19 protein-coding genes are annotated in these 21,887 nt (G+C 70.5%); 7 read left to right on the plus strand and 12 right to left on the minus strand.

The genetic code is table 11. The annotated features are described in order from the left end of the window. Positions 1–221 precede the first annotated feature (221 nt). From ABD844_RS21900 to ABD844_RS21910, 3 genes are all read right to left on the minus strand, one after another. Positions 222–1,469: a C39 family peptidase gene (locus tag ABD844_RS21900; protein WP_344880777.1), complete on the minus strand. Its 1,248-nt coding sequence runs from the start codon at positions 1,467–1,469 to the stop codon at positions 222–224. Between the two features lie 86 nt (positions 1,470–1,555). Beyond that, positions 1,556–2,002: a helix-turn-helix domain-containing protein gene (locus ABD844_RS21905; protein WP_344880780.1), complete on the minus strand. Its 447-nt coding sequence runs from the start codon at positions 2,000–2,002 to the stop codon at positions 1,556–1,558. Positions 2,003–2,438: 436 nt separating this feature from the next. Continuing rightward, positions 2,439–2,672 carry a hypothetical protein gene (locus tag ABD844_RS21910; RefSeq protein ID WP_344880782.1) on the minus strand — a complete coding sequence of 78 codons (234 nt, stop codon included), beginning with the start codon at positions 2,670–2,672 and terminating at the stop codon, positions 2,439–2,441. 996 nt (positions 2,673–3,668) lie between these two features. Here ABD844_RS21910 and ABD844_RS21915 point away from each other — a divergent pair. After that, positions 3,669–4,265: a hypothetical protein gene (locus ABD844_RS21915; RefSeq protein WP_344880785.1), complete on the plus strand. Its 597-nt coding sequence runs from the start codon at positions 3,669–3,671 to the stop codon at positions 4,263–4,265. A 274-nt stretch (positions 4,266–4,539) separates the two neighbouring features. On the opposite strand, the gene ABD844_RS21920 is transcribed toward ABD844_RS21915, so the two are convergent. Together ABD844_RS21920 and ABD844_RS21925 are read right to left on the minus strand one after the other, a co-directional pair. Continuing rightward, the gene (locus ABD844_RS21920) at positions 4,540–5,679 is read right to left on the minus strand and encodes an acyl-CoA dehydrogenase family protein (RefSeq protein ID WP_344880788.1); all 1,140 of its coding nucleotides are present in this window, start codon (positions 5,677–5,679) and stop codon (positions 4,540–4,542) included. Between the two features lie 17 nt (positions 5,680–5,696). Continuing rightward, positions 5,697–9,053: an indolepyruvate ferredoxin oxidoreductase family protein gene (locus ABD844_RS21925; protein WP_344880791.1), complete on the minus strand. Its 3,357-nt coding sequence runs from the start codon at positions 9,051–9,053 to the stop codon at positions 5,697–5,699. A 173-nt stretch (positions 9,054–9,226) separates the two neighbouring features. Between ABD844_RS21925 and ABD844_RS21930 the strand changes: the two genes are divergently transcribed. Further along, positions 9,227–9,673, plus strand: coding sequence for an Lrp/AsnC family transcriptional regulator (locus ABD844_RS21930; RefSeq protein ID WP_344880794.1), 447 nt, complete (start codon positions 9,227–9,229; stop codon positions 9,671–9,673). A 2-nt stretch (positions 9,674–9,675) separates the two neighbouring features. On the opposite strand, the gene ABD844_RS21935 is transcribed toward ABD844_RS21930, so the two are convergent. Beyond that, positions 9,676–10,968, minus strand: a complete 1,293-nt coding sequence (locus ABD844_RS21935; RefSeq protein ID WP_344880797.1) for a DUF11 domain-containing protein — start codon at positions 10,966–10,968, stop codon at positions 9,676–9,678. Between the two features lie 254 nt (positions 10,969–11,222). Here ABD844_RS21935 and ABD844_RS21940 point away from each other — a divergent pair, with 254 nt between their 5' ends. After that, positions 11,223–11,993, plus strand: coding sequence for a class I SAM-dependent methyltransferase (locus tag ABD844_RS21940; RefSeq protein ID WP_344880800.1), 771 nt, complete (start codon positions 11,223–11,225; stop codon positions 11,991–11,993). 67 nt (positions 11,994–12,060) lie between these two features. Further along, on the plus strand, positions 12,061–12,816 hold the full coding sequence (locus ABD844_RS21945) for an SDR family NAD(P)-dependent oxidoreductase (RefSeq protein WP_344880803.1): 756 nt from the start codon (positions 12,061–12,063) through the stop codon (positions 12,814–12,816). Between the two features lie 24 nt (positions 12,817–12,840). On the opposite strand, the gene ABD844_RS21950 is transcribed toward ABD844_RS21945, so the two are convergent. The 3 genes from ABD844_RS21950 to ABD844_RS21960 all read right to left on the minus strand — a co-directional run bounded on the left by ABD844_RS21950 (position 12,841) and on the right by ABD844_RS21960 (position 16,424). After that, a complete protein-coding gene (locus tag ABD844_RS21950; RefSeq protein ID WP_344880806.1) occupies positions 12,841–14,172 on the minus strand; it encodes a glycoside hydrolase family 30 protein in 1,332 nt (443 codons plus the stop codon). Positions 14,173–14,335: 163 nt separating this feature from the next. Then, a complete protein-coding gene (locus tag ABD844_RS21955) occupies positions 14,336–14,911 on the minus strand; it encodes a hypothetical protein (protein ID WP_344880809.1) in 576 nt (191 codons plus the stop codon). 259 nt (positions 14,912–15,170) lie between these two features. After that, positions 15,171–16,424 carry a lamin tail domain-containing protein gene (locus tag ABD844_RS21960; RefSeq protein WP_344880812.1) on the minus strand — a complete coding sequence of 418 codons (1,254 nt, stop codon included), beginning with the start codon at positions 16,422–16,424 and terminating at the stop codon, positions 15,171–15,173. 167 nt (positions 16,425–16,591) lie between these two features. On the opposite strand from ABD844_RS21960, the gene ABD844_RS21965 reads away from it, so the two are divergent. Then, complete coding sequence (locus ABD844_RS21965) at positions 16,592–17,230, plus strand: GOLPH3/VPS74 family protein (protein WP_344880815.1); 639 nt, start codon at positions 16,592–16,594, stop codon at positions 17,228–17,230. Between the two features lie 98 nt (positions 17,231–17,328). Here the strand turns inward: ABD844_RS21965 and ABD844_RS21970 are convergent, their stop codons facing one another. Both ABD844_RS21970 and ABD844_RS21975 read right to left on the minus strand, forming a co-directional pair. Then, positions 17,329–17,547 carry a DUF397 domain-containing protein gene (locus ABD844_RS21970; protein ID WP_344880817.1) on the minus strand — a complete coding sequence of 73 codons (219 nt, stop codon included), beginning with the start codon at positions 17,545–17,547 and terminating at the stop codon, positions 17,329–17,331. Further along, positions 17,540–18,364 (minus strand): helix-turn-helix domain-containing protein, encoded by an 825-nt coding sequence (locus ABD844_RS21975; RefSeq protein ID WP_344880821.1) that lies wholly within the window; start codon positions 18,362–18,364, stop codon positions 17,540–17,542. The genes ABD844_RS21970 and ABD844_RS21975 overlap by 8 nt, the downstream gene beginning before the upstream one ends. A gap of 202 nt (positions 18,365–18,566) precedes the next feature. On the opposite strand from ABD844_RS21975, the gene ABD844_RS21980 reads away from it, so the two are divergent. Next, positions 18,567–19,013 carry an ATP-binding protein gene (locus ABD844_RS21980; RefSeq protein WP_344880824.1) on the plus strand — a complete coding sequence of 149 codons (447 nt, stop codon included), beginning with the start codon at positions 18,567–18,569 and terminating at the stop codon, positions 19,011–19,013. 53 nt (positions 19,014–19,066) lie between these two features. Here ABD844_RS21980 and ABD844_RS21985 read toward each other — a convergent pair whose 3' ends face one another. Further along, positions 19,067–20,560, minus strand: coding sequence for a multicopper oxidase family protein (locus tag ABD844_RS21985; protein ID WP_344880827.1), 1,494 nt, complete (start codon positions 20,558–20,560; stop codon positions 19,067–19,069). 322 nt (positions 20,561–20,882) lie between these two features. Here ABD844_RS21985 and ABD844_RS21990 point away from each other — a divergent pair, with 322 nt between their 5' ends. Further along, entirely contained in the window at positions 20,883–21,884 is a 1,002-nt protein-coding gene (locus ABD844_RS21990) for a LacI family DNA-binding transcriptional regulator (protein WP_344880830.1), read from the plus strand. Positions 21,885–21,887 lie beyond the last annotated feature (3 nt).

Consider the following 21,887-nt stretch of genomic DNA (forward strand, 5'->3'; position numbering starts at 1 on the left):
ACCCCCACCCGCCGCAGGACTCGCGTACGGCCCCTGCTGCCGCCGTCGGTCTTGTCGTCTTGGTTTGCCTTGCGCGGCTCCGAGGCCGCGATCGTCGAACCGTTCATGGCGTCCACGATCACCGACCGCCCTGACACCGGGCCGTCGCCGTACTGACACGGCCGCTGACACGACCTCGCCGCAGACCTGATCGCCGCCGGTGCCTGCCCGCGCGGGGCCGGTCACCAGTTGGCGGGCAGCCCGGGCGTCGTCGGGGGCAGCGGGTGGTCCGGCGGGTGGATGACGTACGCCACGCCTCCGCTGCTGGAGCTGCGCAGCCACACGTTCTCGAAGCTCGCGCGCGGATACACGTGCCGCACGGCCGCGTTGCTCGGCGACGCCGGGTCGTTGGCGATCACGTCGCCGCCGGGGGTGAAGCCGACGACCGCCATGAGGTGCCCGTTCGTGCCGTACCCCGCCCCGGGCAGCTCCCCCTTCTTGAACGACTGCGAGGTGATCACCGGGATCCCCGCCTTGACCAGCGCCTCCAGCTCGGTCAGCGAGCGCAGCCGGGTGACGAACCCGTCGAGCCCGTAGCGGCCCGCGTAGGCCGTGTTGAACGGCCAGTTGCCCGCCCCCTGGTAGGCGTGGTCGTAGGTGTGGCGGGCGGCGTAGTCGACCTCGGGGTTCGGGTCGGACGGATCGACCCACGACGTGTCCCGCGCGCTCGGCCACCGGCCCCAGTAGCCCAGCACCATGGTGGTCGAGGTCGGGCTGCACCACGCCTCGCCGCCGCCGTCCCATTCGGGGTAGTGGCCCTGGTGCACGTTCTGGGAGCGGCGCGGCACGGCCAGCTCCGTGCCCCACGCGCCGCCGCCGGGGCTCACCGGCACGGTCTTGCGCTCGGGCACGTTGGAGGTCATCACGCCGGACGTACGCACCCGCGGCGCCACCGACGAGCCCGGCTTGCGGTAGAGGGTCAGCCGGAGCTGGTAGCCGGTCAGAGGCTTGCCCACCGCCGCGACCAGCGTGTCCACCGACACGGAGGCGTCCGCGTCACCTTGGCCGGGTACGGACGTCCGCAGGATGTCGCCCTCGGCGTAGGACCAGCGGCCCAGCGAGTACCACGTGGTCAGTCCCTCGGCGTTCCTGCCCCGGGCCTCGACCTGCAGCCAGCTCCCCTGCGGGACGTCCGCGGTCCAGGACGCGATCAGCTCGGTGGCGGGGAAGCCGATGGCCCGCTCGGGGCCGGTCCAGCGGGCGTACTCCCAGGTCTTGGTGCCGAGCGCGTCGGTGTGGGAGACGGTGCCCGCCGCCGAGCCGAACGCCAGCCCGTCACCCGCCGTCGTGCCTTCGGCGGTGCCGGTGGAGAAGTCGGCCCGTTCGAAGACGACGTCGGACGTGGCGGCCGCCACCGGTTTCGCCCGGGCGGGATCGCCGGTGGCCGTCGTCAGGAGCAGGGCCGAGAGGAACACGGTCAGCACACGCATGAACCCACCTTCTCCGAAACCGCTCGATGCGGCCGACATTAGGCACACCGGGTTCGCAAAACATCGGCAGATCTACGTATCGCGCCCTACCGGGCCAGGGAACGGCTGCACGGGACCACCAGCGAGCTCAGGAAGGACTCCAACCGGCTCGGCTTCTCGCGACGCGGATTCGTCTCCGGCCCCGGCACGCGAAGGAGCGGGAATGGCCAGTGCTTGGGACGTGCGCGTCGCCGCTCGGCCCGCCGCTGGGCGTGGAACGACCGGTAGGTCCAGCCGACCTTGGGCATGGGCCGTCTGTTGCGGCGGATCTCCCGGCTCACGGTCGACGGGCTTCGGCCCAGCTCCGCGGCGACGGCCCGGATGGAGGCACCCTCACGGATCCAGTCGGCGATGTGGATACGCTCGTTCTCGTTCAGGTACCGCGAGGAACGGAAGGGCGAGCCCTCCAGGTCGGCCGGGTGCCCGGCCTGCTCGTGGTGGATAGGGGGTTTCGGTTTGGGACCCTTGCCGGGCGAGTGGTGACCGTCCTTCACTTCGTGCCGGTCCGCAGGTTGATTCCCACGATCCGGGCCGCTTCGCGCGTACTGGAGCCCTGATCCATGAGCCGGAAGTATTCCTCCGCTAACGGACCAGGGCTCGTGGCCCCCGCGGTTTCCGATCGTTTCGGATCTCGAAGGCCATCGCACCCCTTCAAGCTGGGGGTGTTGCGATGACCACTAGAACGGAAGCCTGCCGGGGGCATTGTCATATCCACCGACGGCACCGCAGGGGTGTTCGCACCGGGGCATCTGAGAGAGCTCACGCAGGTCTTGCCGTTCGAGCTGGTGGACGCGGTGCTGGCGGAGACGCGGCATCACCTGCACGATCCCGGAAGGGAGCGACCAGATACGACAAGCTCGCCGTCCGTTACGGAACTACCGTCCAGATCGCCATCATGACCGACTGGCTGACCTGCTGTTGGAACAAACCCTAGTACGCCAGGGCGTAATACTTCTTGCCGGCGATCGTGGTCGTGGTGCAGTAGTAGCCGGGGCCGGCCACGTTGGCGTCGGTGTTGCACTGCCGCGCGCCCGTCGCGGTGTACGAGTAAATCCGGCTGATCGTCTGGGCGGAGGCAGCGCCCGGCAGCAGGGTGACGGCCACGGCGGTGGCTGCGACAGCGGTGGCCATCCCTGCGGACAGGCGCTTAATGGTGGTCTTCATATGTTGGTCCCCTTTTGAACGATAGCTGTATCGAGATCTGGTGATATGGGCACCGGGCACCCATGGGGACAATCTCCGCAAAGCACGTATAGCGCCCGCAAGATCATCATTGGGGATGATATCGGCTTTACAGCTACATGTCAGCAGAGTGTCTCGGGAATCGAACGACCCGAACCCCGCCCTCTATCCGGCCAACTGGTGCTAAACGGTATGAAACTATCTTAAATTGCACAAATATGGCATCAATGGGATATTCTTCGCGGTCACCTTGAGAGTGGCCGCGCGGGCACTGGAGCATGGAGCCTCTCCATCGCATCCGGGATGTGATCTACCGCGAGCGCATCCGGGACCTGGCCTACCGCGAGGACGCCTGCAAAGTGAGGACCGGCGCCGCTTCCCGGACCCCCGCCATGGTCGGCCCCTTGACCCCGACCGGATCAAGTTCCTGGCCACCCCGCGTATCGTGCGCCGTTCGGTCACCGACCGGGCGGCCCTTCCGTCTGCACCCCACGGCACCCTCTGGACACGCACCGTTCACCAGGCCGGCCGGCCTCGCAATCGCAACCTCTCCCGCCGACACCGCAGCTACCCCCGAGCCGTCAAACGCACCCGACGAAGCGGCTGCAGGGAACGCCGCCCCTCCGGCAAGGGCACCCGGCGCGCAGGACCGCCCACCGTCGCGCTCTTGTCGCGGCAACCTCGAACCAGAGCATGATCATTAATTGGACGGCATTGGCACGGCTAATGGAGAACAATTTGTCGATCGGAAACCTCAAGCGTCCAGCCGGGCCGCTCGACCATCTCTAGCAAGCGGCCCGAGGCCCTCGCATACGCCCATCAGTCATTGAAGCGCAATTCCCGCCCTCACAAGCAGCGCAGTATTCATATCATGGCCGGGCCGGGGTCGATGCCCAGCCACGATCAATCCTCATGATTGCGCGGTAAGTTTTGCGTCTGAGCCTCGGAGGTCTCATGCGATATATCGTCAGATCGCTGATGGCGTTCACCACCGCGATCATGCTCATCGCCGGAATCGCGCCCAGCGCGTCGGCAGCGGTGAACCACTACCCAATAATCGGCCTGCCGAACGTGCAAAGCGCCAACAACGGCGTGTCTTGGTTCACCCAGGCCGGTCGGTGCCACCACCAGAGCAAGTTCACGATCGCGGCCGGCGGTGTCGGGACCGGCGGCGGGAGTACGTCGGACCTGTGGGTCTACGGCAAAATGTTGTCCGGGTACCCACGGGCGGCCAACGGCAAGCCCAACTGCCGGGTGTCGGTGGATGTCGAGTTGTACGACTGGACCCGCAACACCTTCGACCAAATCAGCGTCATCATGGAGCCCTATCCAGACCCTAACAACGAATCCACCACGTATACGGATAACTTCAACCTTTTCACCGCCCGGAAGTTGGGCGACTACATCAGGTACAAAGGGCTGACACTGATGGGAGTCACGGTGAGCGTCGTTGACCTCAGTAACTCCCTCTGGAGGACCACGTACACCGGCAAGTGGTATGACACCCGCATGTGCTTGGGCGGCCCGCGGGAGCGCTGGGACTGCGGGCATTGGATGAAGGGAACCCTCCCTTAACCAACCTTGGACAACAGGCCTCCGTCCCGTCGGCGGTGGCCTGTTTTCGTTCTGATGCTGATTGACCTGGCCAGGTTTGCATCATGGCTGATTCGTCTACAACGCCGGGTGACCAGAACTTTCGGTCACCGGACGCTTTGCAGGGAAACGTTCAGATCATGCGTACCGGGCACTTACGGTGAAGAAGCTATCCGTCCCCAATGGCTTCTGCACTTTCAGCACACAGTAAAGGGCCGCCTCCGGTAACCGGAGACGACCTTCCATCTGGATGGGGCTACTCGGCCAAGTGCCTGCTGATCACCAGGCGCTGGATCTGGTTGGTGCCCTCGAAGATTTGCATGATCTTGGCCTCGCGCATGTACCGCTCCACCCGGAACTCCCGCGTGTACCCGTACCCGCCCAGCACCTGCACCGCGTCCGTGGTCACGCGCATCGCCGTGTCCGTGGCGACCAGCTTGGCCACGCTCGCCTGCCGTCCGTACGGGACGCCGGCGTCGCGGCGGCGGGCCGCGTCCAGGTACGTCGCCCGCGCGCTGTCCACCCCCGCCGCCATGTCCGCGAGCAGGAACCCGAGCCCCTGATGGTCGATGATCCGCTTGCCGAACGTGCGCCGCTCCTTGGCGTACGCCACCGCCTCGTCCAGCGCCGCCTGGGCCAGGCCGGTGGCGCAGGCGGCGATGCCGAGGCGGCCCGAGTCGAGGGCGCTGAAGGCGATCTGCAGCCCCTGACCCTCCTTACCGATGAGCCGGTCGGCGTCCAGGACCGCGCCGTCCCAGTGCGCGCTGGTCGTCGGCACCGCGTGCAGGCCCATCTTCTCCTCCGGCCGCCCGAACGTCAGCCCGTCGGCCGCCCCCGGCGCGAGGAAGCACGACACGCCCCGCGAGCCCGTGCCGGTGCGCGCGAACAGGGCGTAGAAGTCGGCGATGCCGCCGTGCGTGATCCACGCCTTGTTGCCGGTGATCCGGTAGCCGGTCTCGACCCGCTCGGCCTTGCAGGTCAGCGCCCCGGCGTCGGAGCCGGCCTGCGGCTCGGACAGGCTGTAGCCGCCGATCAGCCGCCCGGCCAGCATGTCGGGCAGCCAGCGCGCCCGCTGCTCCTCCGTCCCGTACCCGAACACGGGGAAACAGGCCAGCGTGTGCACGCTGGTGGCCACCGCGACGGCCGCCCAGCGCATCGCCAGCTCCTCGACCACCTGCAGGTACACCTCGTACGGCTGCCCGCCCCCGCCGTACTCCTCCGGGTACGGCAGCCCGAGCAGCCCCGCCGCGCCCAGCGTGGCGAACAGCCCCTCCGGGTACGTCTCGGCGCGCTCATGCTCGTCCACCCGGCGGGCCAACTCCTTGTCGGCGATCTCCCGGGTCAGCTCGATGAGGTCCTTGGCGTCCTGGTCGGGCAGCAGGCGGTCGACTGTCACGGTCACTCCTGGGGGTGTCAAGGGACGAGGTTCTCCAGAGCCTTCGCGGCGCGTTCGCGGTAGTCGGCGACTCGGGCGAGCTTGATGTCCTCGTACCCGCGGATCAGCTCGGGCAGGCCCGCGACCTCCTCGACGGCGCCGGCGGTGGCCGGGGTGAGCCGGTCGAGCGCGGTACGCACCAGCTCGCGGTACTCGGCGACCAGCTCGCGCTCGACCCGCCGCACCTCGGCCCGGCCGAACACGTCGAACGCCGTGCCGCGCAGCACCCGCGCGGCCCGCAGCCCGCGGAACAGGACCCCGGCCGAGCGGCGTACCTTGATCTTGCGTTTCATGCCCATCGCGCGCAGCACGGGCGGGTGCAGCAGCACCGACACGACCGCGTCCGCGCCGAACTCGCGCTCGCGCCGCGCCTTCTCGACGGGGTCGAGGTGCAGGCGGGCGACCTCGTACTCGTCCTTGTAGGCCATCAGCTTGTGCAGGCCGCGGGCGTAGGCCAGGGCGATCGCCGTCCCGGCCGCCTCGCCCGCCCGCTCGACGGCCAGGGCCGTCACGTGCCGTACGTCGTCGGCGTACGAGCGGGCGTAGGTCGCGTTCTGGTAGCCGGTCAGGTCGGCCACCCGCGTGGCCACCACGTCGTCGAGGCCCTCGGGCTCCGGCTCGGAGCCGGGCAGCACGGCCCTGCGCACCGCCTCAGGGTCGGCCACGGCGGCCCGGCCCCAGCGGAAGGCGGCCAGGTTCTGCTCCACGGCGGCCCGGTTGAGCGTGATGGCCCGTTCGATGGACTCGGCGCCGACCGGCAGGCAGCCCTGCTGGTAGGCGGCCCCGAGCAGCAGCAGGTTGGCCGGCATGTGGTCGCCGAACAGCGCCTCCGACAGCGCGTGGGCGTCCACGCAGACCTGTTCCCTGGTGGCGGAGGCGACCCGGGCCACCGCGTCGGCGTGCCCCGGCACCGGTACGCGGCCGGTGACCATGGCGGCGGTGGGCACCACGGAGGTGTTCAGCACCGCGACCGTGCGCTCGGGCGAGGCCACGGTCAGCGTCGTCTCGGCCGCCGCGCCCAGCACGTCGAACCCGATCAGCACGTCGGCCCCGCCCCGCGAGGCGCGTACGGACCCGTTCGGCGCGTGTTTGCCGATCCGCACGTCGCTGACGACGGGCCCGCCCTTCTGCGCCAGCCCGGTCTGCTCCAGCCCGGAGGCGTTCAGCCCGTCGAGGTGGGCGGCCATCTGCAGGATCTGGGAGACGGTGACCACGCCGGTGCCGCCGATGCCGGGCATCCTGATCAGTACCTCGTCCGCGGCGGGGAGGATCGGCTCGGGCAGCGTCACCGGCAGGGGCGGCGCCTTCCTGACCTCCTTGGTGCCCGGCTCGACCAGCAGGAACGACGGGCAGTCGCCCTTGAGGCAGCTCAGGTCCGTGTTGCAGGACGCCTGGTGGATGCGGGTCTTGCGGCCGTACTCGGTCTCGACCGGCTGCACGGACAGGCACGTCGAGACGTCGCCGCAGTCGCCGCACCCCTCGCAGACCCGCTCGTTGATCAGCACCTTCTGCGTGGGCGTGGGCAGCTTGCCGCGCTTGCGCAGGCGCCGCTCCTCGGCCGCGCAGCGGTCGTCGTGGATCAGCACGGTCACGCCGCCGAGCGCGGCCAGCTCCTTCTCGACCTCGGGCAGGTCGTCGCGGTGCCGTACGGAGGCGATCGGGGCCAGCCCCACCCCACGGTACGTCTCCGGCTCCGGCGTGGTGACCACGATCCGGCGCACGCCCTCGACGGCCAGCTCGTGGGTGAGCGCGGGCACGTCGAGCCGCCCCTCCGCGCGCTGCCCGCCGGTCATGGCGACGGCGTCGTTGTAGAGCAGCTTGTACGTCATCGACACCCCGGCCGCGATCGCGGCCCTGACCGCCAGGGAGCCGGAGTGGTGGAAGGTGCCGTCGCCCAGGTTCTGGACGAAGTGCCGGTCGTCGGTGAACGGCGACAGCCCGATCCACTGGGCGCCCTCGCCGCCCATCTGGGTGATGCCGACCTGGGTGCCGCGTCCGTGCCCGTCCAGCGCGATCATCGCGTGGCAGCCGATGCCCACGCCGACCAGCGTGTCGTCGGAGGTGCGGGTGGAGGTGTTGTGCGGGCAGCCCGAGCAGAAGTACGGCGTGCGCGCCGCCACCACCGGCAGCAGGCCGCGCCGCGTCTTCGGGCGGGGCCGTTCGATGCCGAGGCAGGCGGCGATCGCCTGGGCCACGTCGTCGGCGCCCAGCGTCCCCCTGGCGGTGAGCAGCTCCCTGCCCACGACGGCAGGAACGCGTTCGCGACCGTACAGGGCCTGCTTGAGCTGCCCCTCCAGGAACGGCACCTTGTCCTCGACGACCAGCACCCGGTCGAGGTCGGCGGTCAGCGCCGCCAGCTCTTCGTACGCGAGCGGGAACGGCATGGCGAGCCTGATCAGCCGCAGGCCGTACGCGTCCCTGGCCGCCTCGTCGATGCCGAGGTCGGCCAGCGCCCGCTCGACCACCGCGTACGTGGCGCCCGAGGCCACGATGCCCAGGGCGGTGTTGCCCGCCCCGGACATGACGCGGTTCAGGCCGTGCGCGCGGGCGTACTCGCGGGCCAGGTCGAGACGGCGGGTGAGCATGTCGTGCTCGGCGTCCAGGGCGGCCGGGCCGAGCAGGATGGGCGCGGGACCCCTGGGGTCCCGCGCGGGCACCGGGACGTCCGCGCGCAGCGGCCCGAGGTCGACCGTGGCGGAGGCGTCGGCGATGTCCGCGACGATCTTCAGGCCCACCCACAGGCCGGTCGCGCGCGACATGGCCACCGCGTGCAGCCCGAACTCGATGATCTCGGCCACCGAGCCGGGCGCCAGCAGCGGCATGGACAGGCTCTGGCACATCGGCTCGCACGAGCTGGGCAGGGTCGAGGACTTGCAGCCCGGGTCGTCGCCGATCCAGGCCACCGCGCCGCCGAGCGGGGTCGTGCCCGCCACGTTGGCGTGCCTGATGGCGTCGGCTGCCCGGTCGAGGCCGGGGTTCTTGCCGTACCAGAAGCCGGTCACGCCGTCGTGGCGGCGGCCGGGCACCTGGTCGAGGAGCTGGGTCCCGGCCACCGCCGTGGCCGCCAGTTCCTCGTTCAGGCCGGGACGGAACACCACGCCCGCCCGCTCCAGGAACCGGGCCGCCCGCCCCATCTCCAGGTCGACCCCCGCAAGCGGCGAGCCCTGGTAGCCGGTGACGAACGCGCGGGTGTCCAGCCCGCGCTCCTCGTCGAGGCGGCGCTGCTCCAGCGTCAGGCGGACCAGGGCCTGGACACCGGAGATGAGCACCCGGCCGTCGAGCGCCGTGTACTTGTCGTCGAGCGACACGGGGGCGGGAGTCTCGCTCACGCTCACGCGAACCTCCTGGCTGTCTTAGCTGCTCGCTGGATGTGTGTGATGATTCCCAGCACAGCAACGCGGGCATGATATGCGCAAGTATTAGATGGGAAACTGGGCCGAAGACGCAAACAATATGAGTTCATGGGCTGGACGGCTGATGTTATTTGCGGCTGAAGGGGGAGTTCTCCGTGGCTGAGGTCGACGAGATCGATCACCACGTGCTGCGACTCCTTCGGGAGGACGGGCGCAGGACGTTCTCGGACATGGCCGACCGGGTCGGGCTGTCGGTCGCGGCGGTCAAGCGGCGGGTGGACCGGCTCCGGGAGATCGGCGTGATCACCGGGTTCTCGGTGCAGATCGACTACGGCAAGCTGGGCTGGGGGATCGAGGCGTTCACCGAGCTGCGCTATCCGGGCACGACGCCGGTCAGCGAGATCATCCGCACGGCCACCGACGTGCCCGAGGTGCAGGCGGTGTTCACGATAGCGGGTGATCCCGACGCGCTCATCCACGTACGGGTGCGAGATCTTGGACACCTTCAGCAGATTATCGACCGGCTGCGCAGAGCCGGCGACGTCACGGGGACGAAGACGCTGCTCGTGCTCGGATCGTGGACCAGGGACCTGTCCGCGTGAGGTCAGGAGGTGCGCCGGCCCTGGCGGGCGCGCCGGCTGTGACGGGTCCGCCGGCCCTGGCGGGTGCGCCCGTCCTGGCCGGAGAGATAGCGTACGAGCAGGCCGATCGCGAGCAGCACCGCCACGCCCAGGCAGAGCATCCAGAGCGACGCGCCGGTGAGGGGGAGCGAGCCGCCGGAGTGGTGCGCGGGAGGGGGCACGTCGTCCGCCGCCGCCCCCGCGGCCTGCCGGACCCGTCCCTGCTCCTGCTGCGGCGCCTGCTCCGGCAGGAGGACCTCCTGCCCCGGCCCGTGTGCCTTGCCCTCGCGGTCCCAGCCGGACGTCGTCTCCGGCGTGGGCGACGGCTCGGGGGTGGCGGTCGCGCCGGGCGTGGCGGCGGGCGGCCTGGGGGCCCTGACCTGGGTGTCGGCGCAGGAGCGGTTGTCGGCGGGGTTCTCCTCGCGGCCGGCGGCGGTGACGGTCGCGCAGTTCTCCAGCACGCCGGTGACCTCGGGGGTGACGCCGAACGTGTACGTCCTGCGCTCGTCCGGGGCCAGCGCGCCGACGGGGCACGTCAGGGCCTCGCCGGGGCTCGGGCACTCCGACGGCCGCTCGGTGATCGCGGCCTGGCCGGCGGCCACGGGGCTGCGCAGGGTGACGTCCGTCGCCCGCGAGGGGCCGTGGTTGACGACCGTCAGGGTGTAGGTGATGGGCTCGCCCGAGTTCACGACGGGCGGGGCGGTCATGAGCAGCTCGACGTCCACCGCGGACCGGGCGCGGGTGACCAGCTCGGCCTGGTCGCCGGCCGTGCCCGAGGCCGTGACGTGGGCCCGGCTGACCAGGGTCAGGCCGTCCTGTAGCGCGGGGTCGGTCGTGACCGGGACCTCGTACGCGATGCTCTGCCCGGCCGGGACCGTCAGCCCGGGGCCGCCGCAGGCGAGGCCCCGGTCGGCGGGGGCGCAGCCGCGGGGGAGGGGGCCGGGCGTGAGGTTCCGGTCGAGGAAGGCCGTGACGAAGACGTCTTCGGCGTCCTGGTCACCGGTGTTCGTGATGGTCAGGGCGTAGCGTGACTCCGCGCCGATGATCACGGGGTCGGGGGTGAGGGCCGTGCCGACGCGCAGATTGGCGCTCCGGTGTGCCTGAGGCGCCCCGGGGTCGCCCGGTCCGTGGTTGTTTCGCCGCTCCCCAGCCGTGTGCACGGCCGGGTGAACGGCCGGTGCCGCCGGTCGGCCGTCGCCGGACGCGTCCGGTGCCGCCGACCAGCCGACGCCCAGCGCGGTGAGCGCGATGATCGCCGCGATCCCGGGCCTGCCCATGTGATACCCCCGCGTCTTCCCGCCCGACCCGGTGATGATCCTCCTGCACGTCGGTGGCCGCGCGAGGCCGGCCAGACTCTCACGATGCCGCGCCGTGGCGGACTCTTTGCACCTGACCGGAGGCAGGCTCGATTCCGCCTCTGTGCCCCTGGCCCGAGGCGGGGCCTGATTCCGCGCTGACCCGAGGCGGGCCTGATTCCGCGCTCGACGAACAACCCCGGGGCGGCTGCCGAGGTGTGCGTAAGGTCGGAGGCATGGCGGGCGTGGCGCGTTACGACGAGATCGCGGACTTCTACGCGAGCGGCTGGAGCGACCTCATCGACGACCCGGCCTCCCTGCGGCTGCTCGACCTCGTGGGGCCGGTCGCGGGCCGCCGCGTGCTCGACCTCGCCTGCGGCCACGGCCGGGTCAGCCGTGAGCTGGCCCGCCGGGGCGCCGAGGTCGTGGGCGCCGACATCTCGGCCGCGCTGATCGAGAAGGCCCGCTCCGCCGAACGCGCCACCCCTCTGGGCATCCGCTACGTCCACACCGACGTGACCACCGGCCTGCCCCCTGACGCCGCGACCGGCCGGGCGGGCCATGCCTCCGGCACCGGGGCCACGACCGGCCCCGGGGCCTTCGACGCCGTGGTCTGCGCGTTCGGGCTCTCCGACATCGACGATCTCGACGGGGCCGTGGCGACCGCCGCCGCGGCCCTTCGTCCCGGCGGGGTCTTCGTGTGCGCGATCCTGCATCCGTGCTTCCCCGGTGGCCGGGGCGTGTCGGGGTCGTGGCCGGGTGATGCGGGCTACCACGCCGAGGGCTGGTGGCGGGCGGACGGTGAGCTGTCGTCGCTGCGCCGCCAGGTGGGCGCCAACCACCGTACGCTCTCGACGTACGTCAACACCCTTCGCCGCCACGGCCTGTGGACGGACGAGCTGGCCGAGCCCGAGCCGGCCCCCGCCTGGGCGGCGAAGCGGCCGGACGCCGCCCGGCATCCCGTCTTCCTCGTCATGAGATGCCTCAAGGCCGACAGCGGCCCGTGACCCCGCAGGCTCCTACCTGGCAGGACGCCGTGTCACAGCCGGGTGGGGGCACGTCGTCTTAGAGGGCATGACGAACTCGGAGCAGACTTCGCAAGAGACCTCGGTGCTGGTCACCGGAGGCAACAAGGGACTGGGTCTCGAGGCCGCCCGGCGGCTCGGGGAGCTGGGCTGGACGGTCTTTCTCGGCTCGCGTGACGAGGGCAGGGGGCGGGTGGCAGCCGACAAGCTGGCCGCCGATGGCGCGAAGGTGATCCTGGTCCCGCTGGACGTGACGTCGGACGAGTCGGTGGCAGGCGCCGTACGGCTCGTCCGGGAGCACACCGACCGGCTGGACGTGCTGATCAACAACGCCGGCGCGCCAGGAAGGGTCGTCGCGCCCGCGGACGCGACGGCCGAGGAGATCCATTCCGTCTACGACACCAACGTGTACGGACCGGTCCGGGTCACGCATGCGTTCCTTCCCCTGCTGCAGGCGGCGGAGCAGCCGCGGGTGGTGATGGTGTCCAGCGCGGCCGGATCCTTCGCGGTCATGACCGATCCGGACCAGCCGGCCTCGAAGATGCACGAACTCGCGTACACCTCGTCGAAGGCGGCGCTGAACATGATCACCATCCGGTACGCCCAGGCGCTTCCGCGGATCAAGTTCAACGTCGTCACTCCCGGTGAGGTCGCCAACCACAAGTTCACCGCCACCGACATGAACCGGCACACCGGCGAGCTGACGGTCACCGAGGGCACCGACCCGATCGTGAGACTCGCGACGATCGACGCCGAGGGGCCGTCCGGGATCTTCGTCGACCGTCTCGGCCCCGTCGGGTGGTGACCGCCGCCCCATCGGTGACGGCGGTCAGCGCTGGACGATCGTGGTGAGGGCCCGCGGTGCCAGCCTCACCGTGCGGCCCGTCACCGCCGTGGGCGTGAGCGAGTTGGCCTCGTCGGTCACGTAGGCGGTGGCCCGCCCGCGTACGCCCTGCCACGTGACCGGCGCGGTGCCGGTGTTGAGCACCTCGATCACGCGGGAGCCGTCCACGTTGCGGAAGGCGGAGACCTTCAGCGCGGGGTCGGCCGCCGCCGCCTCCAGCCGCACCGCCCCGGGCCGGATGAACCTGCTGTACGCCGCCAGCGCCCACAGCCGCTTCGACACGTGGTATTCCCCGGCCGCGTCGTCGAGTTGCAGCAGCGCCCTGGTGGCGCCGCGCGAGCCGCCCAGCCAGTAGACGTACGCGCTGACGTTGCCCAGCGTGAGCGCGTCGTGGACGGCCCGCGCGATCGTGAGGCCGTCGTAGCCGCTGCCGTCGTCCCAGCTCTCGTTCCACGTGCCGCCGTCGGGGTTCCACTCCGACATCCAGCTCTTCCTGGCGGTCGGCAGCGGGCCGTCCACGGGGCTGGCGTACGTGTGGCCCGTGTGCGTCTTGACCCAGCGGCGGGCCTCGGGGTCGGCCTCGATGGCCGCGGTGTACGCCTTGGCCTCGTTCCAGCCGAAGGAGTCGCAGCACACCAGCTTCGTGTCCTTCGCGACCGGGCCCAGGACCTTGACGAATCCGGCGGCCTGCTCGGGGGTGAAGCGCATGGAGGCGTACGTGGCCGTCCAGTCGGGCTCGTTCGTGAACCCGAGGTCGGTGATCTTGATGCCCTCCCTCGCGTAGAACCTCGTGTAGGCCACCAGGTAGTTCGCGTAGGCGCGCTGCCACTCGGGCAGGAGGGTGCCGCCGTTCTTGTCGTCGCCGTTGTCCTTCATGTACCCGGGTGCGCTCCAGGCGTCGGCGAAGAAGCGCTTCACGCCGTACCGCTGGGCCTCCTTGGCCACCCACACCTGGCTGTTGTCGTCGCCGTCCCAGACGTAGCGGGGCGGGGCGTCCGGGCCGCCGGGGTTGTCGGGCTGGATCGACACCATGTGGTCGTACGGGCTGCCCGCGGGGGAGCTGCCGATGCCGAGGCGCAGGATGCTGAGCCCGGCTCCCTTGTCGCGGTCGAACCACAGGTCGAGGACCTCCCGCTGCTTGTCCTGCGGCAGGGCCTTGAGCAGCTCGTTGCGCCGGAACGCCTGCGAGATGCCGAAACCGTCGATCTCCTGGTGCCGGACGCGTTCGTTCACGGTGATGGCCGGTGGGCCGGCGGGATGTGCCGGGGTCAGCGCGGGGAGGCCGAGCAGGCCGATCGCGACGAGTCCTCGTAACATGGCGCCTCCGAAAGTTTCGGCATCGTGACGATATATTTCGCCGATCGCCGGAACCGTAAGCATCCGGAGGCGCCCGCGTCAACAGTGCTCACGTCAACGGGGCCCGCGTCGATCGGCCCCGCCCGCCTTCGAGTGAGGCTGGCGGGGCCGATCGGCGGGGCGGTCAGCGGGCGGACTCGGCGCCCTGCTTGACGGCCAGCATCTGGCGGCGCATGCCGACGAAGTCGCCGACGTCCGTCGTCGCCAGGTGCGCGGTGCCGCGCACGGTGGGCGCGGCACGGACGCGCACGCGGAACACCATCCGGGTACGCCCGTCCGCCAGGTCGCGCAAGGAGATCGAGCACGCGGTGGTGGCGTCGGGACCGCGCAGGGCCAGCACGAGCGTGTGCGGCGGGTCGATCACCTCCACGGCGTAGCCGCTGCCGTCGGGCCCCGGGTGCAGCACATCGCCGACCTTCAACTCCCGGTGCCCGGCCGGATCGTCCTGCGCCGCCTGCCCGGAGGCGCCGCCGGGCCGGTACCCGCCGAGCCGGACCACCCAGGCCCAGACGACGGCCGGTGGGGCCTCGACGGTGACCGCTCGGGTGGCCTGGTACTGCGGGCGCGGGACGAGGTCGTCGCCGGGCATCTCCGCGTGGACCTCCCGGTCGTCGGCACCCCAGCGCAGGTGCCACGGGCGGACGGCGAACAGGTAACCTGCCGCCGCACCGGCCGCCAGCCTGAACAGAGAGCGCGGCATGAGCATGAACATACGTCTCCTACTTTCACTGGTCAGGACGCTATTGCTGGATCTTCGGCCGAGGCGCTTTCGTCGGCCGGGACGCCCGGCCTTCCGATGTGCAAGCCCCGCGGATCAAGCCATCATGCCGCGTTTTCGCGCTGCGCCGCCTCCGATTCGCCTGACCAGGCCCCCACCCGGCCGAAACCCGGGCAGCGGTGGGGCGCTGACGTGCGGGCCGTGCTCCGGCTGGGGTGCTGTGGAGGGGCGGGTCCGGAGGTCAGCGGGCGAAGTGGATGGTGCGGCCCGCCTTGACCTGGTCCCGCTTGTACGTCACCCGGTCGATCGAGGCTCCCTCCGGGTCCACGAGGATGATCGTGTCTCCCTGGTTGCCGAGTTGGAGGGCTCCGTCCAGGGCCACGCGCAGGGCCGCGCCGCCGTCGATCGTGCCGGTCAGGGGCTTGCGTGCGCCGGACTTGTCCGCCAGGGCCCAGCCCGGCAGGTCGATGGCGCGGGAGGTGAGGTTGAGGAGGGTGACGGTCTCGTGCCCGCGGTCCGCGCCTGCCGGGTCGGGCAGGGCGGCCACGATCAGCAGGTCACCGGTGGCGACGAGCGGCGGACGTACCGGGGCGCCCGGCGGCGCCGGGTCCGGGCTGATGACGAAGTCCTCCGGCCACATCGTGAGCTGAATCTGCTGCCCCGACGCCCGTACCACGTCGTGCAGGTTGCCCCGTTCGAGCCGCGGGATCAGGAACAGTTCGTCGTCCCGGTTGACCGGGTCGGCGCGCAGCCAGGCGTCGAAGCCGTCGAAGTCGGTGAACCCCGCCGCCAGGTACGGCACGATCCGCCGGAACAGCTTCGGCCACGTCACCAGCCGCTCCAGCCCGTCCAGACCCGGTACGACGGCCGCCTCGTCGGGGTCGGCGATCGACCGCGGCCAGATGCCGACGGCCTTGCTCCGGGCGGCCCGCGACACCTCCGCCAGGTGCGTACGCAGCTCGGCCGGCAGCGTCGCGTAGAACGCCGGGTAGACCAGCCCGCCCGCCAGCAGTTGCCCGTTCGCGGAACGATCCACGAGCGGCCCGTCGACGAACACGGTGGTCCCGTCCGCCCCCGGGTGGTCCCCGGCGTGGACGAATGCGATCAGGCGGCCGTTGCCGTCGATGCCGTTGGTGAGGACGTGGCCGCGGACGGTGTCCAGGTCGGCCGACTCGACCTTGTTGGGCAGGTCGGGCCAGAAGCGTACGTTCGTGAAGCCGAGCAGGCGCAGCAGTTCGTCGCGGGCCGCGTAGGCGCCCTCCTGCTCCTGGTGGGTCTCCGCGAAGTGGGTCTCCAGCGCGTCGACGGCCTCCAGCCGTACGGAGATGCCGCGGCCGTTGAGGTCCGGCGGCCGTCCCGAACGCCGGGGCAGCGCCTCCACCAGGGCCGGTGTGTCGGGCAGAAACTTGACGGTGTCGCCGTCCGGCTCGGGACCCTGTCGCGGCAGATCCGGATACCGGATCACGAAGCTGCCGCGTAAGAGTGTGTAGCTCATGATCGCCCCCCATCGAAGCTCATGGCTGTCCCCCGAGTGGTAGCCAGCGGAGCGTAACTCGCATAGAGGGCATCGTCCACATATCCGCATAAACGCTGGTATTGGCGAGAAGGGAGGCTCAAGGAGACGGCGCGCGGGAGACGGGCCGATGCGCCATCCTGGAACCCATGGACCTGCTCATCGCGGAAGAAATCCTCTTACTCGCTTACAGGCCCAAGGGCACCCCGCTCGTCAACCTCGAACTGCTGGACCACACGCTCAGCGCGGCGGTGCTGTCGGAGCTGTGCGTCCTCGACCGGCTCGTGTTCGAGGGCGGACGGCTCCGGCCGATCGGCTCGGGGCCGGTGGGAGACGCCGAGCTGGACACGGCCCTCGCGCAGCTCGCCGTGCCGGAGGAGCCGCCCGAGTTCGGCGAGTGGTGGCAGGCCATGTCCACCACGCCCCGGCGGCGGGAGCGCCTGCTCGGGCGGCTTGAGGAGCGCGGCGCGATCAGGGCGGAGACGCGTACGTATCTCAGGCTGTTCAAGGAGGAGGTGTTCGCCGAGGCCGATCCGGCGTTTCGCGACTCGGTCAAGGAACGGGTGCCGGCGGCGCTGGCCGAGGCCGAGCCCGACCGGCGGATGGTGGCTCTCGTGTCGCTGGCGCACGCCGCCGGGCTGGTCGCCAAGGTGTTCCCCAAGGCCGATCGCAGGCGGGCGGCCGACCTGGCCGGGCGTGACCGGCTGGGCGCAGTGGTGGCGGTGGCGTTCAAGAACGCCGCCGCTCAGAGCGTCGGGAAGATGGCGGGCGGCGTCGGCGGCGGCTGAACGCGGCCCGCCCCGGAGGGATCCCCTGATCGGGAATGTGGCACGGTGGGAACGCGAAAGGCCCTCCACGAATGCGGAGGGCCTTCGGAGTCGGGGGATCAGAAGTCGAATTCGCCGTTCTTGGCACCGGCGACGAAGGCGCGAAGGACGGCGCCGCGCACCACCCACGGTGCCAGGTCGGGCCGCTCGGTGTCACGGACGCCGAAGCGGTCCCCGCTCAGCGAGGCCACCTCGATGCAGTCTCCGCCGTCGGCGCCACTGAAGGAGGACTTGCGCCAGTGTGCGGCTTCCAGTTCGGCGGCCAGTTCGTCATTCACTTGAATACATCTCCATCTTCGTGCGTATTACCTGGGCCGTCTCGTTGACCGGCCTGGCATATGACCGGATGGCGTCGAATTTGATACTAACGCTGCGCACGCGGTCCTCGCGATCGGTTACCTCGCCGCCCGCGGCGGTGTCCAGATAGGCCGTGTCCGGTCCTTGCGGCTGCTGGGCGATGACGAATCCGCCCAGCAGGCCGATCGTGGGCACGGCGTCCATGGGAACGATTTGCACGGTGACGCAGGGGTGGGCCAGGGCTTCGAGCAGATGGTCGAGTTGCTCGCGCATGACCTGCGCTCCGCCGATGGGGCGGATAAGGATGCCCTCGTCGATCACCGCCGCATAGAGTGGCGGTTCGGGACGGTCGAACACCGTCTGCCTGGCCAACCGGGCTTCGGTCAGTTCCTCGACGCGTTCGTCGGTGGTGCCCGGTTGCCCGCGCAGGATCGCGCGGGCGTAGTCGCGGGTCTGGAGCAGCCCGGGGACGACCAGAGGTTGCCAGGTGCGCAGGCTGTGCGCCGTTGCTTCGATCTTCGGCCACTGGCGGAACCATTTCGGCCCCGATCTGACCACCAGGGGCATGAGACGCAGCAGCGGCTCGCCTTTGAGGTCGAGCAGCCTTTCGACCTGTTCGGCGAAGTCCCATTGAGGGGTGCGTTTGGCGTTCTCGATCTGGCTGACCAGGCTCTTGCTGACGTGGGCGTAATCCGCGATCTCTTCCTGGGTTATGCCCTTTTCCTCGCGTAGCCTCCTCATCTCGGCTCCGAAGAGAGCCAGCGGGCTGGCTCCTGGGTCGAGTTCACTGCCTGTCATGGATCACCGCCCAGTAAGTTCACACGTTCACACACATGGTGAACGGGATGTGTGGAGCAGCCGTGTTACCGCACGACTACTAAAAGTAGCCGTCAAGCGCCACCCTGGGGAAGGTCTTCAGAAAAGCGAACCGATCCCGCGTTCACACGATGTGCCTGTCTCGTGGACCGGACGGTCGATCCCCGAACGGTCGGTGATGTCTGTGCCAGCGGAAACCCTCCCCACCCAGCCACCGGACGTCGCCCGATGGCAGGGCGCGACGCTGCGGCGTGGCGCCAGGGCGCCGCGCGAGGCCAGGCAGGTGGTCCGGTCATGGCTGGCCGACGCGGACCCGGAGGTGCTTGACAACGTGGTGCTGGTCGTCTGCGAGCTGGTGACCAACGCCGTTCGGCATGTCCCGGCGGGGCCGGACCGGGACTGGGTCGAGGTGCGGCTCGGCGTCGTCGACGATTTCGTCCGGCTGGAGGTGATCGACCCGGGGACGACGACTCCGGAACCCCGCTTCACGCCGCTGGAGCCGGGGTCCATGCGGCAATCAGGGCGTGGCCTCGGTCTCGTGGCCGCCCTGTCGGTCCGCTGCGGCACCCGGCGCATCGCGGGTGGCCACCGTGTCGTGTGGGCCGACCTGGCCCGCGCCGGGGGCCGCTGACGTCGTCCGGGACGCCGCCGAACGGCTCACCCCGAGCCACTCGTGAGCGCCCCTCAGTGGTGGCCCTTTCTGGTCGGGTCCTGGCGTCGTTTGTCCGTGCGATCCGCGCTCGGCTTGCCCGTGCCCGAGTGGGACATGCCAGGGCGGTGGGGAGGGGGGTCGCCGTAGCCGAGGACGCCCATCATGCCCTGTTCCTGGTGGTAGAGGTTGTGGCAGTGGAACATCCACTCGCCGGGGTTGTCGGCGTGCACGTCGATGTTGAGGCGCTCGTGCGGCTTGAGGTTCACGGTGTCCTTGCGCGGCCCGCGCCGGTCGTTCACCCGGACCTGGAAGGTGTGGCCGTGCAGGTGCATCGGGTGCCACATGGGCGACTGGTTGTGCAGGACGATCCTGATCGTCTCGCCCCGTTCCACGCGTAGCCGGTACGGGTCGGAGGCGAGGCGGTCGTTCAGGGTCCACTCGTTGCCCGACGGGCGCATGCCGAGCGTCACGGTGACCGTTCTCGACGGGGGACGCAGGTAGTCGGAGCGGCGCGCGTCCAGGTCCTGGTAGGCCAGCATGCGCCGGTTGAGCTGGGGCACCTCGGCGTCGGGCGACGGCGCGGCGGCCCGCCTTGACGTGCGCACCACCGCGAACGCCCGCCCGGCCTTGCCCTCGGCCAGCGCCATCAGGGGGAACGCCCCCGGGAAGAGCGTCGTGACGAAGTCGTAGCGCTCGCCCATGCCGATGAGGAACGTGTCCACGGTGACGGGCGCGCACGGGAACCCGTCGGTGTGGGTGACGGTCATGCGGTGACCGCCCAGCGCCACGCGGAAGGCGGTGTCGGCGGCGGCGTTGATCACCCGGAATCTGACCCGCCGGCCCGGACGGCTGACGAACGTGGCGGGCGCGTCCGCCGTACGCCCGTTGACCAGGTAGTACGGGTACCGCATCTCACCCGTCACCCCGCCGAGCACGTGGCTGCGCAGGGAGTCGTCGTGCTCGGTGGAGGCGTTCAGCTTGCGCAGGGCGTCGTCGGGGGTGCCGTCGACGCCGTCCAGCCAGTCGTCGAGCACGACCGTGAACTCCTGGTCGTAGCCGAGCGGCTCGCGCGGGTCGGTCACGATGAGCGGGCCGTACAGGGCGCGGTCGTTCTGCATGCCGACGTGCGAGTGGTAGAAGTACGTCCCGGGGTCGGGCACGGTGAAGACGTAGTCGAACGTGCCGCCGGGCTTGGTGGGCGGCTGGGTGTAGCCGGGGGCGCCGTCCATCCGGGGGTCGATCCTGATGCCGTGCCAGTGCACGGTGGTGGGCTCGGGCAGGTCGTTGACGAGCCTGGCCCGTACGGTGCCACCGGCCACGGCCTCGATGAGCGGGCCGGGCAGCAGGTCGTTGTAGGCCCAGGTGGAGACGGTACGCCCGCCCAGCGAGACGGTCGCGGGACGGGCCCGCAGCACCACGCCCCTGCCCGGCTTCCCGGCCGCCGCTCCCGCCGCCACCCCTGGGACCGCCGCCGGTACGGCTCCCACGGCGGCGAACAGGCCCGTGACGAACGTCCGGCGGGACACGTTCCCGCCCCGGCCCCACACACGTGCCGAACCACTCACTGCACATCCCCCCGTTCACCAGGAAAGGTAACGGAGAGTGATCGGGAATCCGGGACGCCACGCTGATGATCACAAGCGGGCGGATGATCACGGCCGGTCGTGGCTCGGCCTGATGTGACCGCACCTCTTGATCGGGGTGGTATGTGAGGAATACGGTGTTAATCGTTTCACACTGGCCGATGGCCCACGAGTGACGATCCTCCATACGCTGACCTGCTCTCCGAGTTCAAAGGCGCACAGTTTCCCCGTATACCTATAGGGAATGCTAGGTTATTCGACTAACATGAGACCAACAGCGCGACAAGTGGCCGAGCTGGCGAACGTGTCAGTGGCGACCGTCTCCTACGTGCTCAGCGGCCGCGACCGACCCGTGGCCGCCGAGACCAGGCAGCGGGTGCTCGACGCCGCCAGGCAGCTCGGCTACACCCCCAACCAGGCCGCCAGGAGCCTGCGCAAGCGCCGTACCCAGCGCGTCTGCCTGGTGCTCAGCACGTTCGGCGGCGTGCCGAGCGACGAGCGGCTGGCCACGGACCTGCACGAGATGGCCGACGCGCGGGGCTACTCCGTGGTCTCGCTCGCCGTCTACTCCGAGGCCCGCGCCAAGGCGGCGATCGAGGCGCTGCGCGGCGGCATCGCCGACGGCGCCCTGATCAACGTCAACGGCGACCACCTCGCGCACGACCTGCTGTCGGGGCTGGCCGCCACCGGCCTGCCGATGGTGGTGCTCAGCAACGAGAGCGGGCTCGACGGCTGCGACGTCGTACGCACTCCCGAGACGCAGGCATGCGCCGAGGCCGTCGAGCACCTGCTGGCCACCGGTCGGCGGCGCATCGCGTACATGGCCCACCGGTACGAGGTCTACCGCGACAGGCTCGTGGGGCGGCTGCTCGGCTGCACCACCGCCCTGGAGCGGCACGGGGTGACCGAGCGGATCGTCACCGGGGGAGCGGACGACCGCGTGGCGGCGTACCAGACCGCGACCGAGCTGCTCAGCTCGCCCGACCGGCCCGACGCGATCTTCGCCGCCTCCGACCGGGCCGCGATCAGCGCCATCTGGGCCGCCAGGGACCTGGGGCTGAGCGTGCCCGGCGACGTCGCGATCGTCGGCGTCGGCAACATCGACGAGGGTCTCATCAGCAATCCGCAACTCAGCACCGTCGGCCCGCTCCGGCACGACTACACCGACGTCGTACGCCTGCTCTTCGACCGCCTCCAGGCCGAGGAGCCGCCGCCCGCCCGCGAGATCGTCCGTTCGTGGACCTTCGTGCGGCGGGGCTCGTCCTAGGAA

The sequence above is a fragment of the Nonomuraea antimicrobica genome, from assembly GCF_039536965.1.
In the GTDB taxonomy this organism is placed as follows: domain Bacteria; phylum Actinomycetota; class Actinomycetes; order Streptosporangiales; family Streptosporangiaceae; genus Nonomuraea; species Nonomuraea antimicrobica.